The 16,158-nt window shown below is 73.2% G+C and carries 13 protein-coding genes; all 13 read left to right on the top strand.

Annotation, left to right across the window (positions count from 1 at the left end; all coding sequences use genetic code 11):
- The first annotated feature begins 18 nt into the window (after positions 1 to 18).
- Genes IN07_RS02315 through nuoN form a run of 13 tightly spaced genes read left to right on the top strand, consistent with a single transcriptional unit; the run spans position 19 to position 16,121 of the window.
- On the top strand, positions 19 to 687 hold the full coding sequence (locus IN07_RS02315; protein WP_036333175.1) for a NuoB/complex I 20 kDa subunit family protein: 669 nt from the start codon (positions 19 to 21) through the stop codon (positions 685 to 687).
- The gene (locus IN07_RS02320; RefSeq protein ID WP_036333177.1) at positions 684 to 1,403 is read left to right on the top strand and encodes an NADH-quinone oxidoreductase subunit C; all 720 of its coding nucleotides are present in this window, start codon (positions 684 to 686) and stop codon (positions 1,401 to 1,403) included. Before IN07_RS02315 ends, IN07_RS02320 begins: the two co-directional genes overlap by 4 nt.
- Positions 1,400 to 2,722, top strand: a complete 1,323-nt coding sequence (locus IN07_RS02325; RefSeq protein WP_036333179.1) for an NADH-quinone oxidoreductase subunit D — start codon at positions 1,400 to 1,402, stop codon at positions 2,720 to 2,722. Before IN07_RS02320 ends, IN07_RS02325 begins: the two co-directional genes overlap by 4 nt.
- Positions 2,719 to 3,723: an NADH-quinone oxidoreductase subunit NuoE gene (nuoE, locus tag IN07_RS02330; protein WP_036333181.1), complete on the top strand. Its 1,005-nt coding sequence runs from the start codon at positions 2,719 to 2,721 to the stop codon at positions 3,721 to 3,723. The genes IN07_RS02325 and nuoE overlap by 4 nt, the downstream gene beginning before the upstream one ends.
- 1 nt (position 3,724) lies before the next feature.
- A complete protein-coding gene (gene nuoF, locus IN07_RS02335) occupies positions 3,725 to 5,053 on the top strand; it encodes an NADH-quinone oxidoreductase subunit NuoF (protein ID WP_036333183.1) in 1,329 nt (442 codons plus the stop codon).
- Positions 5,050 to 7,569, top strand: a complete 2,520-nt coding sequence (locus IN07_RS02340) for an NADH-quinone oxidoreductase subunit G (RefSeq protein ID WP_064972344.1) — start codon at positions 5,050 to 5,052, stop codon at positions 7,567 to 7,569. The genes nuoF and IN07_RS02340 overlap by 4 nt, the downstream gene beginning before the upstream one ends.
- On the top strand, positions 7,566 to 9,005 hold the full coding sequence (gene nuoH, locus IN07_RS02345; protein WP_036333185.1) for an NADH-quinone oxidoreductase subunit NuoH: 1,440 nt from the start codon (positions 7,566 to 7,568) through the stop codon (positions 9,003 to 9,005). The genes IN07_RS02340 and nuoH overlap by 4 nt, the downstream gene beginning before the upstream one ends.
- The gene (gene nuoI / locus IN07_RS02350; protein WP_156119001.1) at positions 8,998 to 9,678 is read left to right on the top strand and encodes an NADH-quinone oxidoreductase subunit NuoI; all 681 of its coding nucleotides are present in this window, start codon (positions 8,998 to 9,000) and stop codon (positions 9,676 to 9,678) included. The genes nuoH and nuoI overlap by 8 nt, the downstream gene beginning before the upstream one ends.
- Positions 9,675 to 10,580: an NADH-quinone oxidoreductase subunit J gene (locus IN07_RS02355; RefSeq protein ID WP_231557956.1), complete on the top strand. Its 906-nt coding sequence runs from the start codon at positions 9,675 to 9,677 to the stop codon at positions 10,578 to 10,580. Before nuoI ends, IN07_RS02355 begins: the two co-directional genes overlap by 4 nt.
- Complete coding sequence (gene nuoK / locus IN07_RS02360) at positions 10,577 to 10,876, top strand: NADH-quinone oxidoreductase subunit NuoK (RefSeq protein ID WP_036333187.1); 300 nt, start codon at positions 10,577 to 10,579, stop codon at positions 10,874 to 10,876. The genes IN07_RS02355 and nuoK overlap by 4 nt, the downstream gene beginning before the upstream one ends.
- A 31-nt stretch (positions 10,877 to 10,907) precedes the next feature.
- Positions 10,908 to 12,812 (top strand): NADH-quinone oxidoreductase subunit L, encoded by a 1,905-nt coding sequence (gene nuoL, locus IN07_RS02365; RefSeq protein ID WP_036333244.1) that lies wholly within the window; start codon positions 10,908 to 10,910, stop codon positions 12,810 to 12,812.
- A gap of 40 nt (positions 12,813 to 12,852) precedes the next feature.
- On the top strand, positions 12,853 to 14,577 hold the full coding sequence (locus IN07_RS02370; protein ID WP_036333189.1) for an NADH-quinone oxidoreductase subunit M: 1,725 nt from the start codon (positions 12,853 to 12,855) through the stop codon (positions 14,575 to 14,577).
- Complete coding sequence (gene nuoN / locus IN07_RS02375; protein ID WP_036333191.1) at positions 14,577 to 16,121, top strand: NADH-quinone oxidoreductase subunit NuoN; 1,545 nt, start codon at positions 14,577 to 14,579, stop codon at positions 16,119 to 16,121. The genes IN07_RS02370 and nuoN overlap by 1 nt, the downstream gene beginning before the upstream one ends.
- Positions 16,122 to 16,158: the final 37 nt, after the last annotated feature.

Here is a 16,158-nt window from a genome sequence, read left to right on the forward strand (position 1 = left end):
CGGAGAGGGGGCGCTGACATGGGCCTGGAGGAGAAGCTCCCCAGCGGCGTCCTGCTGACCAGCGTGGAGAAGCTGGTCAACTGGACCCGCAAGTCCTCGCTGTGGCCGGCCACCTTCGGCCTGGCCTGCTGCGCGATCGAGATGATGGCCTCCGGCGCCGGCCGCTACGACCTGGCCCGCTTCGGCATGGAGGTCTTCCGCGCCTCCCCGCGGCAGGCCGACCTGATGATCGTGGCGGGGCGGGTCAGCCAGAAGATGGCCCCGGTCCTCCGGCAGATCTACGACCAGATGCCCGAGCCGCGCTACGTGCTCGCCATGGGCGTCTGCGCCAGCTCCGGCGGCATGTTCAACAACTACGCGATCGTGCAGGGCGTCGACCACATCGTCCCGGTGGACATGTACCTGCCGGGCTGCCCGCCGCGGCCGGAGATGCTCACCGACGCCATCCTCAAGCTGCACCACAAGATCCAGCACCAGCCGCTGGGCGCCAAGCGTGCCCGGGAGCAGGCCGAGGCCCGGGCCAACGGGACGGCGCCGGAGCTGCACCTGGCGATGCCCTCCAGCGTCCGGGCCGACCCGGCGGCGCGGCGCGCCTACGAGCAGGCCGCCGCCGAGGGCCGCACCGGTCAGTTCGCCATCGAGCAGCGCGGAGGCAACGCCGTCGTCCTGCCCGGAGCGGACCGGTGAGCGACGAGGCGGGCTTCGGCGCGGCGACCGAGCCCGGCGGGGGATTCCGCAAGGGCGCCTTCGGGGTCACCGGCAGCGGCGACACCTCCGGCTTCGGCGGGCTGGTCCGGGTCGAGCCCGGCGGGGCCGTGGCGCTGCACTCCACGGACCGGCCCTACGGTGGCTGGTTCGACGAGGTCGCCGACGCGCTGACCGACGCGGTCGGCCAGGCCACCTACGCCGCCGCCGTCCACCGGGTCCTGGTCGACCGGGGTGAGATCACCTGGTTCGTCGCCCGCGAGCACCTGCTCACCCTGGTCCGGGCCCTGCGGGACGACGAGGCGCTGCGCTTCGAGTTGTGCAGCAGCGTCTCCGGCGTCGACTACGCCGACAGCGGCGGCCCCGCTGTGACGCCGGACCGGCCGCGGCTGCACGTCGTCTACCACCTGACCTCGATGACCTACCGCCGGCGGATCCGGCTGGAGGTGGCGGTCACCGCCGAGGACCCGCACGTCCCCTCGGTCACCTCCGTCTACCCGACCGCGGACTGGCACGAGCGCGAGACCTGGGACATGTTCGGCGTCGTCTTCGACGGCCACCCGGCGCTGACCCGGATCCTCATGCCCGACGACTGGGAGGGTCACCCCCAGCGCAAGGACTACCCCCTGGGTGGCGTGCCGGTGGAGTACCACGGCGCGCAGATCCCGCCCCCCGACGAGCGGCGGAGCTACCGATGACCACCACCAGCGACCCGTACGCCGGCTCGCGGCAGACGACCGAGGGCCGGGTCTACACGGTCACCGGCGGCGACTGGGACCAGACCTTCGGCGCCGACACCCAGGGCGACGAGCGGCTCGTGGTCAACATGGGCCCGCAGCACCCCTCCACGCACGGGGTGCTCCGCCTGGTGCTCGACCTCGAGGGCGAGACGGTCACCCAGGCCCGCGTCGTCATCGGCTACCTGCACACCGGCATCGAGAAGACGACGGAGTACCGCACCTGGACCCAGGGCACGACCCTGGTCACGCGGATGGACTACCTGGCTCCGCTGTTCAACGAGACCGGCTACTGCCTGGCCGTGGAGAAGCTGCTCGGCATCGAGGCGCCGCCGCGGGCGCAGACCATCCGGGTGCTGGTCATGGAGCTCAACCGGATCGCCTCGCACCTGGTCGCGCTGGCCACCTTCGGCATGGAGATGGGCGCGCTCACCGGCATGACCAACGGCTTCCGGGAGCGGGAGCTGGTCCTGGACGTGCTCGAGGAGATCACCGGGCTGCGGATGAACCACGCCTACGTCCGCCCGGGCGGGCTGGCGCAGGACCTCCCCGAGGGCGCCGTCGAGTCCGTGCGGGAGCTGCTCGCCGTCCTCCCCGAGCGGGTCGCCGGCACCCATCGGCTGCTCACCGGCCAGCCGATCTGGCAGCGCCGGCTCAAGGACGTCGGCTTCCTCGACCTCACCGGCTGCGTGGCCCTCGGCGTCACCGGCCCGGTCCTCCGCGCGGCCGGGCTGCCCTGGGACATGCGCAAGGTCGAGCCGTACCTGGGCTACGAGACCTACGACTTCGAGGTGCCGACGGCGGACACCTGTGACGCGTGGGGCCGCTACCTGGTGCGGATGGGCGAGATCACCGAGTCGATCAAGATCATCGGCCAGGCACTGGACCGGCTCGAGCCCGGACCGGTGATGGTCGAGGACAAGAAGATCGCCTGGCCGGCGCAGCTCTCCCTGGGCGCCGACGGCATGGGCCAGTCCCTGGATCACGTCCGGCACATCATGGGCCAGTCGATGGAGGCCCTGATCCACCACTTCAAGCTGGTCACCGAGGGCTTCCGGGTGCCGGCCGGCCAGGTCTACACGGCCATCGAGTCCCCCCGCGGCGAGCTCGGCTACCACGTGGTCAGCGACGGCGGGACCCGCCCGTTCCGGGTGCACGTCCGCGACCCCAGCTTCGTCAACCTGCAGGCCACCGCGGCGATGAGCGAGGGCGGCATGATCGCCGACGTCATCGCCGCGATCGCCTCGATCGACCCCGTGATGGGGGGAGTGGATCGATGAGTGCACTGCCCGGCTCCTACGAGGGGACGGCGGTCACCGGGCTGGACGCCAGCCCGGTCGAGCCGGCCGCCCCGGACCTGCCGCCGCTGACCGAGCAGACCGAGGCCGAGGCCCGCGAGCTGATGGCCCGCTACCCGCAGCCGCGGTCGGCGCTGCTGCCGATGCTGCACCTGGTGCAGTCGGTTCAAGGCTACGTCTCGCCCGAGGGCGTGGGGTTCTGCGCCCGGCTGCTCGGGCTGACCAAGGCCGAGGTGGGCGCGGTCGCGACGTTCTACACGATGTACAAGCGGCACCCGACCGGTGAGCACCTGGTCAGCGTCTGCACCAACACGCTCTGCGCCGTCCTCGGCGGGCAGCGGATCTACGACGCGATCTCCGCCGACCTCGGCGTGGGCCACGACCAGACCGCCGCCGACGGCTCGGTCACCCTGGAGCACGCCGAGTGCCTGGCCGCCTGCGACTACGCGCCGGTGGTCACCGTCGACTACGAGTTCTACGACCAGCAGGACGTCGAGTCGGCCCGGGCGCTGGTCACCGCGCTGCGGATGGGGGAGAAGCCGCCACCCACCCGCGGGGCGCCGCTGACCGACTTCCGCGGCGTCTCCCGGCAGCTGGCCGGCTTCTCCCAGCACGCCGACCTGGCCGCCGAGCGGGCCGCGATCGACGCCCCGTCGACCGGTGAGCCGACGCTGGCCGGGGTGCGGCTGGCCGCCGAGCGCGGCGAGACCGCACCGTCGCTGCAGGGCCCCGAGCCGGAGGCCGCCCCCGAGCCGGACGTCGAGCCCGCGGGCGGGCCGGGCGAGACGGCGTCCGAGCAGGCAGCCGACACCGCCGTCGCCTCCGCGGACACGCCCGCCGAGCGCGCCGGGGCGGCCCAGCACCACCCGGACACCCCCGAGCCCGCCGGCCGCCAGCCGGCCGAGCGCGGCCGCGAGGGCACCGACACCCCGCCCACCAGCTCGGGCGCCGGGCAGAACAGCTCGATCGAGCGGGAGACCTGAGATGCCCCTGACCCCCGTCCTCACCGCCCGCTTCGACGCGCCCCGCTCCTGGACGCTGGAGACCTACGAGCGCCTCGACGGCTACCGCGCGCTCCGCTCGGCCCTGGAGATGGCGCCGGCCGACGTCGTCGGACTGGTCAAGGACTCCGGTCTGCGCGGTCGTGGCGGCGCCGGCTTCCCGACCGGGATGAAGTGGTCCTTCATCCCCCAGCCCAAGCCGGGGGAGGAGCCCACCGGCCCGGCCGCGGCGCCCAAGTACCTGGTGGTCAACGCCGACGAGGGCGAGCCGGGAACCTGCAAGGACCTCCCGCTGATGATGGCCGACCCGCACTCCCTGGTGGAGGGCGTGATCATCACCGCCTACGCGATCCGCTCGCACTTCGCCGTCATCTACGTCCGTGGGGAGGCGGTGCACGCCCACCGCCGGCTGATGGCCGCCGTGCAGGAGGCCTACGCAGCCGGCTACCTCGGCAGCGACGTGCTGGGCACGGGCTACGACCTCGAGCTGGTGGTGCACGCCGGCGCCGGGGCCTACATCTGCGGCGAGGAGACCGCGCTGCTGGACTCCCTGGAGGGCTACCGCGGGCAGCCCCGGCTCAAGCCGCCGTTCCCCGCCGTCGCCGGCCTCTACGGCTCCCCGACGGTGATCAACAACGTGGAGACGCTGGCCAGCGTGCCGTACGTGGTCCGCGGCGGCGCCGAGTGGTTCAAGAGCATGGGCCCGGAGAAGTCGCCCGGCCCGAAGATCTACTCGCTGTCCGGCCGGGTCGTGCGCCCGGGCCAGTACGAGGCCCCGATGGGGACGACGATGCGCGAGCTGCTGGCGATGGCCGGCGGCGTCCGGCCCGGTCACGAGCTGAAGTTCTGGACGCCGGGGGGCTCCTCGACGCCCTACTTCACCGCCGAGCACCTCGACGTGCCGCTGGACTTCGACTCGGTCGCCGCGGCCGGCTCGATGCTGGGCACCACCGCGCTGATGGTCTTCGACGAGACCGACTCGATCGTCGAGGCCACGCTCCGGTTCACCGAGTTCTACGCGCACGAGAGCTGCGGCAAGTGCACCCCGTGCCGGGAGGGCACCTACTGGCTGGTCCAGATCCTGGAGCGGCTGGTGCACGGGCAGGGCCGGGCCGCCGACCTGGACCTGCTCACCGACACCTGCGACAACATCCTGGGCCGCTCCTTCTGCGCCCTCGGTGACGGCGCGACCAGCTGCATCGCCAGCTCACTGAAGTACTTCAAGGACGACTACGTCGCGCTGCTGCCGGCCGAGGAGCAGGCCCGCCTCGGTCGCTCGCTGCGGCTCGAGCCGGTTGGAGCAGCCCGATGACCCTCACCCCGGCCACCCCCGAGCCCGCGCCGGCGCTGCCGCCGGGCGCGCCCGGCCCGCACACCCCACCCGACGCCGTGCACTGCACCATCGACGGCTTCCCGGTCGCCGTGCCGAAGGGCACGCTGATCATCCGGGCCGCCGAGCAGATCGGCGTGCAGATCCCGCGGTTCTGCGACCACCCGCTGCTGGACCCGATCGGCGCATGCCGGCAGTGCCTGGTGGAGGTCGAGGGGCAGCGCAAGCCGGTCGCCTCCTGCACCACCCCGGTGGCCCCGGACATGGTGGTGCAGACCCAGCTGACCAGCCCGGTCGCGGACAAGGCGCAGCAGGGCACGATGGAGCTGCTGCTGGTCAACCACCCGCTGGACTGCCCGGTCTGCGACAAGGGCGGGGAGTGCCCGCTGCAGAACCAGGCGATGACCAACGGGCGGGCCGAGTCCCGGTTCGTCGAGACCAAGCGCACCTATCCCAAGCCGCTGCCGATCAGCACCCAGGTGCTGCTGGACCGCGAGCGCTGCGTGCTCTGCGCCCGCTGCACCCGGTTCAGCCAGCAGGTGGCCGGCGACCCGTTCATCGAGCTGTTCGAGCGCGGCGCGCTGGAGCAGGTGGCGATCTACGAGGACGAGCCGTTCGAGTCCTACTTCTCCGGCAACACCACCCAGATCTGCCCGGTCGGCGCGCTGACCAGCGCCACCTACCGGTTCCGCGCACGCCCGTTCGACCTGCGCAGCGAGCCCAGCGTCTGCGAGCACTGCGCCAGCGGCTGCGCCCAGCGCACCGACTACCGGCGCGGCACGGTGACCCGGCGGCTGGCCGGGGAGGACCCGGCGGTCAACCAGGAGTGGAACTGCGACAAGGGCCGCTACGCCTTCCGCTACGCCAGCAGCAACGAGCGTCTGATGACGCCGCTGGTCCGCCGGGACGGCGAGCTGCAGCCCGCCTCCTGGCCGGAGGCGTGGGCTGCGGCCGCCGAGGGCCTGCGCGCCGCGCGCGCGGCCGGCGGGGTCGGGGCGCTGCCCGGTGGCCGGCTGACCGTGGAGGACGCCTATGCCTGGGCCGCCTTCGCCCGGGTGGCGCTGGGCACCAACGACGTCGACGCCCGGGCCCGCGCGCACTCCGCCGAGGAGCTGGACTTCCTGGCCACGCACGTCGCCGGGACCGCGCCCGGGGCCGGCGCGGTGAGCTACGACGACCTGAGCTCCGCCCAGGCGGTGCTGCTGGTCGGCTTCGAGCCGGAGGAGGAGTCGCCGATCGTCTTCCTGCGGCTGCGCCGGGCGGTCCGGACGGCGGGCATGCAGGTGTTCGACGTGGCCCCCTTCAGCACCCGCGCCGCGGAGAAGCTGCAGGCCACCGTGCTGCCGACCGTCCCGGGCCAGGAGGCCCAGCTGCTGCAGGCGCTCGCCGCCAACCCGGTGGACGGCATCCTCGCCGAGGCGGCCGTCGCGCTGTTCCACCCGGGCGCGGTCATCCTGGCCGGCGAGCGGCTGGCCGAGGTGCCGGGCGGCTTCTCCGCGGTCAGCGCGCTCGCCGCCGAGACGGGCGCCCGGATCGGCTGGGTGCCGCGCCGGGCGGGGGAGCGGGGCGCGGTCGAGGTGGGCGCGCTTCCGACCCTGCTCCCGGGCGGCCGCACCGTCGCCAGTGCCGCCGACCGGGCCGCCGTCGCACAGCGCTGGGGAGCCGACGTGCCGGCGACCCCGGGACGGGACCTCACCGGCATCCTCACCGCCGCCCGGGACGGCGCCCTGGCCGGGCTGCTCGTCGGAGGCGTCGACCCCGCCGACCTGCCCGACCCGGTGCTGGCCGAGCGGGCGCTGCAGGCGGCCGGGTTCGTGGTCAGCCTGGAGCTGTTCCCGACCGCGGTCACCGCGCACGCCGACGTCGTCCTGCCGGTCGCCGCCGCCCCGGAGAAGGCCGGCAGCTACCTGGACTGGGAGGGACGGGTCCGCCCGTTCGACGCGACCCTGCACGGCACCGGCCAGCTCACCGACGGCCGGGTGCTGCAGGGCCTGGCCGAGCACCTGGGCGTCGACCTGCGGGTCGGGTCGGTGACCGAGGTCCGCGCCCAGCTGACCGCCCTCGGCGGCGCCGCCCAGGCCCCCGCCGGGACGGGGGTCGAGGTCGCGCCGGCACCGCTGCCGGAGCTGGCCGAGGACGAGGCGGTGCTCGCCTCCTGGCGGCAGCTGCTCGACGTCGGGACGCTGCAGCGGGAGGAGCCGGCGCTGGCCGGCACCGCCCGGCCCCCGGCCGCCCGGCTGGGCAAGGACGCCGCCCGCCGCCTCGGCCTGGCCGACGGCGACCCGCTCACCGTCACCGGCCCGGCCGGGGCGGTCACGCTGCCGGTGCAGCTGGTCGAGATGCCCGACGGGGTGGTCTGGCTGCCGATGCGGTCGCCGGGCAGCGAGGTCCGCGCCCAGCTCGGCGCCGGCCCCGGCTCCGTCGTCCGGCTGGCGGGTCCGCCGCCCACCCCGGCCGGCGCGACCTCCGTCTCCAGCCTGCGGGGAGCCCAGGAGTGACCGTCTTCGCCGCCGCCGACCAGCCGACGCTGGCGGACTTCGGGTCCGACGTTTGGTGGATCGTGCTCATCAAGATCGTCGGCATCTTCGGGGTGCTGGTGCTGATGACGCTGTTCGCCATCGTCTTCGAGCGCAAGGTCGTCGCCCGGATGCAGCAGCGGATCGGCCCCAACCGGGTCGGGCCGCGCGGCTACCTGCAGAGCCTTGCCGACGGCCTGAAGCTGGCGTTCAAGGAGGACATCATGCCGGCGCTGGCCGACAAGCCGGTGTACTTCCTGGCGCCGGTCATCGCCACCATCCCGGCCTTCCTGGCGTTCTCGGTCATCCCGCTCGGCCCGACGGTCAGCATCTTCGGCGAGCGCACGCCGTTGCAGCTCATCGACTCCCCGATCGGGGTGCTCATCGTGCTGGCCTGCTCGGCGATGGGCGTCTACGGCATCGTGCTCGGCGGCTGGGCCTCCGGGTCGACCTACCCGCTGCTCGGCTCGCTGCGCAGCGCCGCCCAGATGATCAGCTACGAGATCGCGATGGGCCTGTCGATCGTCGCGGTGTTCCTCTACGCCGGTTCGATGTCGACCTCGGAGATCGTCGCCGCCCAGGCCGACGGCACCGAGCTGTCCCTCTTCGGCCTGGAGTTCACCGGGCCCAGCTGGTTCGCCGTCCTGCTGCCGGTCTCCTTCGTCATCTACGTCATCGCCGTGGTGGGCGAGACCAACCGGGCACCCTTCGACCTCCCCGAGGCCGAGAGCGAGCTGGTCGGCGGCTTCCACACGGAGTACTCGTCGCTGAAGTTCGCCCTGTTCTTCCTGGCCGAGTACATCAACATCGTCACCGTCTCCGCGCTGGCCGCCACGCTCTTCCTCGGCGGCTGGCGGGCGCCCTGGCCGATCTCGATCTGGGACGGCGCCAACACCGGCTGGTGGCCGCTGCTGTGGTTCTTCGCCAAGGTCGTCGTCGCGCTGTTCGTCTTCGTCTGGCTGCGCGGCACGCTGCCCCGGCTCCGTTACGACCAGTTCATGAGCTTCGGCTGGAAGGTGCTCGTCCCGGTCGGCCTGGTCTGGATCCTCGTCGTCGCGACGCTGCGCGCCGTCGCCCGGGAGACCGACGTGGACGCCGGCGAGATGGCGGTCTTCGTCGGGGTGCCGATCGCGCTGGTGCTGCTGGGTGGGCTGCTGCTGGCCTCCCGGATGCGCAACCGCGACACCCGGGTCGCGGCCCGCGAGGCCGCCGCCGGCGGACCGGCACCGGCCGAGCCGCAGGTGCTGGACGCCCGTGGCCGCGACCGGGCCGCCGGCGGGTTCCCGGTGCCCCCGATGGACCTGGTCGTACCGCCGTCGCCCCGGCTGCGCGGCCGCGAGTCCGTCGGCGCCGGGACCGTCGTCGGCACCGGACGGCGCTCCAGCTCGACCACGCCCGAGGAGACCGACGATGTCTGAGCCCACCCCGCCGCCCCCCACCGAGCCGACGTCAGGCGCCAGCCCGGCCCGGCGGGAGGGCACGGCCATCGCCCGGCAGTCCTCCGCGGCGCCGGCCACCACGGCCCCCGGCAAGCGGTCCAGCTGGCTGCCCGGGCCCGCCCAGGGGTTCGGGGTCACCTTCGCCACGATGTTCAAGAAGGTGACGACCGAGGAGTACCCCGACGTCCCGAAGCAGACGAAGCCGCGCTATCACGGCCGGCACGTGCTCAACCGGCACCCCGACGGCCTGGAGAAGTGCGTGGGCTGCGAGCTGTGTGCCTGGGCCTGCCCCGCCGACGCCATCTACGTCGAGGGCGGGGACAACACCGAGGACGCCCGCTTCTCCCCGGGTGAGCGCTACGGCGCCGTTTACCAGATCAACTACCTGCGCTGCATCTTCTGCGGGCTGTGCATCGAGGCCTGCCCCACCCGGTCGCTGACGATGAGCAACGACTTCGAGCTCGCCGACGACGACCGCCAGGCGCTGATCTACACCAAGGAGCAGCTGATGGCCCCGCTGCTCCCCGGCATGGAGCAGCCGCCGCACCCGATGCGGCTGGGCGACGACGAGCAGGACTACTACGTGCGCGACCCCAAGGCGGCGCCCCCGACGCAGCAGGCGGCCGAGCCGGTGCTCGAGGAGCGGGCGTGAACGTCGGGCACATGGGCGTCGTGGCCGCAGCTGCGGACACCGGGGTGGTCATCGGCACCGGAGAGACGATCGTCTTCTGGGTGCTCGCCCCGGTCGCGCTGGCCGGTGCGCTGGGGATGGTGCTGTCCCGCAACGCCGTCCACTCGGCGCTGTGGCTGGTCGCCACGATGCTCAGCCTGGGCGTGTTCTACGTCGTCCAGGAGGCGCCGTTCCTCGGTGCGGCGCAGATCATCGTCTACACCGGCGCGATCATGATCCTGTTCCTGTTCGTCCTCATGCTGGTCGGCCGGGAGACGTCGGACTCGGTGGTCGAGACGCTGCGTGGGCAGCGGGTGGCGGCGATCGTCCTGGGCATCGGCTTCGCCGGGCTGGTGGGCGCCGGTGTCGCGCGGGGCGCCGAGGACCTGCCGGTGATCGGTCTCGCGGCGGTGCAGGACACCGCGGGCGGGCCGGCCGCCGGCAACGTCGAGGCGATCGCCGCCGTCCTCTACGGGCGCTTCGTGCTTGCCTTCGAGGTCACCGGTGCGCTGCTCATCGTGGCCGCGGTGGGCGCGCTGATGCTCACCCACGCCGAACGGGAGCCCGGCGTCCTGCGCAGCCAGAAGGAGCGCTCCCGCGCCCGGTTCCTCACCGACCGGCCGCAGACGCTGCCCGGGCCCGGCGTCTACGCGCGGGCCAACTCCATCGCCGCGCCCGGCCGGCTGCCCGACGGCGGTCTCGCGCCGAGCAGCTTCGCGACCGGGGTCGAGCCCGTGCGGGTCGACGAGCTGCCGCGCACCGGCAGCGTGGGGGCCGAGCGGGAGGGGCTGCCGCACGCCGGGGGCACCGACGCCGCGCTCGGCACGATCGGCGGCGGCACCACCGGCCCGGTCCCCGGCAGCGGAGAGGGCGCGCCCCGATGACCATCACGAACTACCTGGTGCTGGCCGCGATCCTGTTCACCATCGGCGCGGTCGGCGTCCTGGTCCGGCGCAACGCGATCGTCGTGTTCATGTGCATCGAGCTGATGCTCAACTCGGTGAACCTCACGCTGATCACCTTCGCCCGGAGCACCGGGACGGTCGAGGGCCAGGTCATCGCCCTGTTCGTGATGGTCGTCGCCGCCGCGGAGGTGGTCATCGGCCTGGCGATCATCATGTCGATCTACCGCACCCGCCGCTCGGCCTCGGTCGACGACGTCAACCTGCTGAAGTACTGAGCGGAACGGGAGCACAGGGGTGAACGAGGTCGTGCCTGCGTCGGTCCCGGTCGACGGGCTGTTGTCCGTCGCGTGGCTGGTGATCGTGCTGCCGCTGGCCGGTGCGGCGCTGTTGCTGCTGGGCGGGCGGCGTACCGATCGCTGGGGCCACCTGCTGGCCACCGGCACCGTGGTCGCGGCGTTCGCCGTCGCGCTCGCCTGCACCCTCGCGCTGACCGAACGCGCCGGCCGCACAGTGAGCCTGGACCTGTTCACCTTCATCGACACCGGCAACCTCGACGTCACCGCCGGGCTGCTGTTCGACCCGCTGTCGGCGGCCTTCACCCTGCTGATCACCGGGGTCGGTGCGCTGATCCACGTCTACTCGATCGGCTACATGGCGCACGACCCCGGCCGCCGCCGGTTCTTCGCCTACCTCAACCTGTTCGTCGCGGCGATGCTGCTGCTGGTCCTGGGCAACAGCTACGTGGCCCTCTACGTCGGCTGGGAGGGCGTCGGCCTGGCGTCCTACCTGCTCATCGCGTTCTGGCACACCCGCCCGGCGGCCGCCACGGCGGCCAAGAAGGCCTTCCTGATGAACCGGGTCGGGGACGTCGGCCTGGCGCTGGCGATCTTCCTGATGTTCGCCCAGCTCGGGACGACGTCCTACGCCGGCGTCTTCGGCTCGGTCGGGCTGCTCGCCGGCGGCACCGTCACCGCGATCGGGCTGCTCCTGCTGCTCGGCGCCTGCGGCAAGTCCGGCCAGTTCCCGCTGCAGGCCTGGCTGCCCGACGCGATGGAGGGCCCGACGCCGGTCTCGGCGCTCATCCACGCGGCCACGATGGTGACCGCCGGGGTCTACCTGATCGCCCGCAGCGCCCCGCTGTACGACGCCACGCCCACCGCCCGCACCGTCGTCCTGGCCGTCGGCGCGGTCACCCTGCTGATCGGGGCCATCGCCGGCTGCGCCCACGACGACATCAAGAAGGTGCTGGCCTACTCCACGGTCAGCCAGATCGGCTACATGTTCCTGGCCGTGGGGCTCGGGCCGGTCGGCTACGCGGCCGCCATCGCCCACCTGCTGGCGCACGGCTTCTTCAAGGCCGGGCTGTTCCTCGGTGCCGGCTCGGTGATGCACGCGATGGACGACTCCGTCGACATGCGCCGCTTCGGCGGCCTGGCCAGGAAGCTGCCGATCACCTTCGTCACCTTCGGGCTGGGCTACCTGGCGCTGATCGGCTTCCCGTTCCTGTCCGGCTGGTGGACCAAGGACGCGATCATCGAGGCCGCGCTGGACCGCGGCGGCGTCTCCGGCTGGGTCCTCGGCGGGGTCGCCGTTCTCGGCGCCGGGCTCACCGCCTTCTACATGACCCGGCTGATGCTGATGACGTTCTTCGGCCGACCCCGCTGGGAGGAGGGCGTGCACCCGCACGAGGCCCCCGCGTCGATGACGGCGCCGATGGTGCTGCTGGCCTTCGGGTCGGTCGCCGCGGGCTTCTTGCTGGTGTCGGTCTTCCCGCTCAGCGGCTGGCTGGAGCCGGTGTTCGGCGAGCCGGAGGAGGCCGCGCACCTGGTGTCGCCGCTGGTGGTCAGCATCGTCGTCACGATCGTCGTCGCCCTCGGGGCGCTCACGGCCTGGCTGTTCGTCGGCCGCCGCGAGGTGCCGACGACGGCGCCGGCCCGCGTCTCGCCGGTGGTCACCGCCGCGCGTCGCGGGCTCTACGCCGACACGGTCAACGAGTCGCTCGTCATGCGCCCCGGGATGTGGCTGACCCGCGCGCTGGTCTGGCTGGACGCGCGCGGGGTGGACGGCGCGGTCAACGGCGCGGCCGCCGCGCTGGGTGGCGGGTCGGCCCGGCTGGGTCGGGTGCAGACCGGGTTCGTCCGCAGTTACGCCCTCGGCATCCTCGGCGGCGCGGTGCTGGTCGCCGGCGCCCTGGTCGCGGTGACGGCATGACCACCCTGAACACCCCCACCCGCGGAGAGGCGGCCCGGCCGTGACCGACGTCCCCTGGCTGGTCCTGATGATCGTCGTCCCGGCGGTCGGTGCGGCGGCCGTCGCGGCGCTGCCGGCCGCCCGGGAGGCGCTGGCCCGCCAGCTCGCCCTGGCGGTGAGCCTGCTGGTCCTGCTGCTCGCCGTGCTGACCACCGTCGCCTTCGACCCCGGCGGCGAGCGCTTCCAGCTGACCACCTCGGTGGCCTGGATCCCCGACTTCGGGGTGGACTTCGCCCTCGGCGTCGACGGCATCGCGCTGTCCATGCTGCTGCTGATCGGCGTGCTGGTGCCGGTCGTCGTGGGCGCCTCGTGGCGGGACACCCCGCTGCCCCGGCCGGGCCGCCCGGCGCGGTCGATGACCGCCTTCTGGGCGTGGCTGCTGCTGCTCGAGTCGCTGATGGTCGGGGTCTTCGCCGCCACCGACGTCTTCCTGTTCTACGTCTTCTTCGAGGCGATGCTCGTGCCGATGTACTTCCTGATCGGCAGCTTCGGGGGTGCGAACCGGCAGTACGCCGCGGTCAAGTTCTTCCTGTACAGCCTGCTCGGCGGGCTGGTCATGCTCGCCTCGGTGATCGGGCTGTACGTGGTCAGCAACTCCCAGCTCGGGGAGGGCACGTTCGCCTTCGACGCGCTGCGCCAGCTGGAGATCGACCCGAACGTGCAGAAGCTGCTGTTCGCCGGCTTCTTCCTCGCCTTCGCCATCAAGGCACCGCTGGTGCCCTTCCACACCTGGCTGCCCGACTCGGGGGCCGAGGCACCCATCGGCGGCGCCGTGCTCCTGGTCGGCGTGCTGGACAAGGTCGGCACCTTCGGCTTCCTGCGCTACTGCCTCCCGCTGTTCCCCGACGCGTCCCGCGACCTGGCCCCCTGGGTGCTGGTGCTCGCCGTGGCCGGGATCATCTACGCGGCGCTGCTGGCCGTCGGGCAGAGCGACATGAAGCGGCTGGTGTCCTACACCTCGATCGCGCACTTCGGCTTCATCGCGCTGGGCATCTTCGCCTTCACCACCGAGGCAGCCACCGGCGCGGTGCTCTACATGTTCAACCACGGCATCGCCACCGGCCTGCTGTTCATCGTCGTCGGCATGGTCATCGCCCGCGGCGGCTCCCGGCAGATCCGCGACTACGGCGGCCTGGCGGCCAGGACGCCGCTGCTGGCCGGGGTCTTCCTGCTCGCCGGGCTGGCCTCCCTCGCGCTGCCGGGCACCAACAGCTTCGTCAGCGAGTTCCTGGTGCTGATCGGGGCGTTCCCGACCCGCCCGGTGTTCACGATCATCGCCACCGTGGGGATCGTGCTGGCCGCCCTCTACGTGCTGCTGATGTACCAGCGGGTCATGCACGGGCCGCCGCGCGGCGTGCTGCTGGTCGACGAGGACGGTCCTGCTGATCACGGCGCTGCTGATCACGGCCCTGCTGATCACGGCGCTGGCGAGCACGGCGCCCGGGGCGGCGCCACCGCCGTCCCCGAGCGCGGTGCCGGCGGGGCGACCGCGGTGCTGGAGGCGCCGGCGCGGGCCCGGGTGCTGGCGGTCCGTGACCTGTCCGGGCGGGAGATCGCCGTCGTCACGCCGCTGGTCGCCCTGATCCTGGTGCTCGGGGTGTACCCGCAGCCGCTGATCGACCTGGTCAGCCCGGCGGTCGAGGCCACCATGAGCGACATCGGCGTCGACCCCGGGGGCAGCACGCCTGCTGCACCGGGCAGCACCGGGACCGGGGGGACCGACTGATGGGCGCCATCGAGGCACCGGACCTGTCCTATGCGGCGCTCGCACCGCTGCTGTTCGTCTTCGGCGCCGCGTGCGTCGGCGTCCTGGTCGAGGCGTTCACGCCCCGGTCCGTGCGCCATCCCGTGCAGGTGACGATCGCCCTGGTCGGCACCGTCGGGGCCTTCGTCGCCACGCTGCTGCTGGCCGGCACCGAGGAGGTCACCGCCGCCGGGGCGCTGGCCGTCGACGGGCCGGCCCTCTTCCTGCAGGGGACGATCGCCGTTCTCGGCGCGCTGTCGGTCCTGCTGTTCAGCGAGCGCGCCCTCGACCCGGCCCGCTCGGCGTTCGTCGCCGCCGCCGCGGTCCCGGCCGGCAGCGTCCGGGACCGCGAGCTGGCCACCTCCGAGCGGGTGCAGACCGAGGCCTACCCGCTGGCCTCCTTCGCCATCGGCGGCATGATGCTGTTCACCGCCGCCAACGACCTGCTGATCATGTTCGTGGCGCTCGAGGTGCTCAGCCTGCCGCTGTACCTGCTGTCCGGGCTCGCCCGCCGCCGCCGGCTGCTGTCCCAGGAGGCGGCGGTCAAGTACTTCCTGCTCGGCGCCTTCGCCTCGGCGTTCTTCCTGTACGGGCTGGCCCTGGTCTACGGCGCGACCGGGAGCGTGCGGCTGTCCGACGTGCGGGTGGCCGTGGTCACCGAGGGCGGCAGCGCCCTGATGGTGATCGGGCTGGGCCTGCTCGTGGTCGGGCTGATGTTCAAGGCCAGCGTCGCGCCCTTCCACAGCTGGACCCCCGACGTCTACCAGGGCGCCCCCACCGCGGTGACCGCCTTCATGGCCGCGGCCACCAAGGTCGCCGCCTTCGGGGCGGTGCTGCGGCTGCTCTACGTGGCCTTCGGCACCGCCGACTGGACCTGGCGCCCGCTGGTCTACGCCCTGGCGATCGCGTCCATGGTGGTCGGCGCGGTGCTCGGGCTCACCCAGACCGACGTCAAGCGGATGCTGGCCTACTCCTCGATCGCCCACGCCGGCTTCCTGCTCACCGGGGTCATCGGCCTCGGCCCGGACGGCACCGGCTACGGGCTGGCCGCGACCATGTTCTACCTGGTCACCTACGGCCTCACCACGCTCGGCGCGTTCGGGCTGGTCACCCTGGTCCGGGACGGCGACGGCGAGGCCACCCACCTCTCCCAGTGGGCCGGCCTCGCCCAGCGCTCCCCGCTGGTGGCCGCGCTGATGTCCTTCTTCCTGCTGGCCCTCGCCGGCATCCCGCTCACCAGTGGGTTCACCGGCAAGTTCGCCGTCTTCCGGGCCGCCATCGAGGCCGGCGCCTGGCCGCTGGTCGTCACCGCCCTGGTCGCCAGTGCGATCGCGGCGTTCTTCTACCTGCGGGTGGTCGTGCTCATGTACTTCTCCGACCCCGCGCCCGACGGCCCCACCGTCGGCGTGCCCGGCATGCCGACCACGATCGTGCTCGCGGTCACCGCAGCCGCGACGCTCGTGCTCGGCGTCCTGCCCGGCGCGGTCCTCGAGCTGGCCGAGTCGGCCGCGGTGTTCGTCGGCTGACCGGCTCCCGACGGCCCGGCCGGCGGCAGGCCGGTGC

This window comes from Modestobacter caceresii, assembly GCF_000761485.1.
GTDB lineage: Bacteria > Actinomycetota > Actinomycetes > Mycobacteriales > Geodermatophilaceae > Modestobacter > Modestobacter caceresii.

What these genes read in the sequence shown, in the direction of transcription:
- IN07_RS02315 (WP_036333175.1), top strand. Translation starts at nt 19, where the DNA reads ATGGGCCTGGAGGAGAAGCTCCCCAGCGGCGTCCTGCTGACCAGCGTG.
- nuoE (WP_036333181.1), top strand. Translation starts at nt 2,719, where the DNA reads ATGAGTGCACTGCCCGGCTCCTACGAGGGGACGGCGGTCACCGGGCTG.
- IN07_RS02325 (WP_036333179.1), top strand. Translation starts at nt 1,400, where the DNA reads ATGACCACCACCAGCGACCCGTACGCCGGCTCGCGGCAGACGACCGAG.
- nuoI (WP_156119001.1), top strand. Translation starts at nt 8,998, where the DNA reads ATGTCTGAGCCCACCCCGCCGCCCCCCACCGAGCCGACGTCAGGCGCC.
- nuoK (WP_036333187.1), top strand. Translation starts at nt 10,577, where the DNA reads ATGACCATCACGAACTACCTGGTGCTGGCCGCGATCCTGTTCACCATC.
- nuoF (WP_036333183.1), top strand. Translation starts at nt 3,725, where the DNA reads ATGCCCCTGACCCCCGTCCTCACCGCCCGCTTCGACGCGCCCCGCTCC.
- IN07_RS02340 (WP_064972344.1), top strand. Translation starts at nt 5,050, where the DNA reads ATGACCCTCACCCCGGCCACCCCCGAGCCCGCGCCGGCGCTGCCGCCG.
- nuoN (WP_036333191.1), top strand. Translation starts at nt 14,577, where the DNA reads ATGGGCGCCATCGAGGCACCGGACCTGTCCTATGCGGCGCTCGCACCG.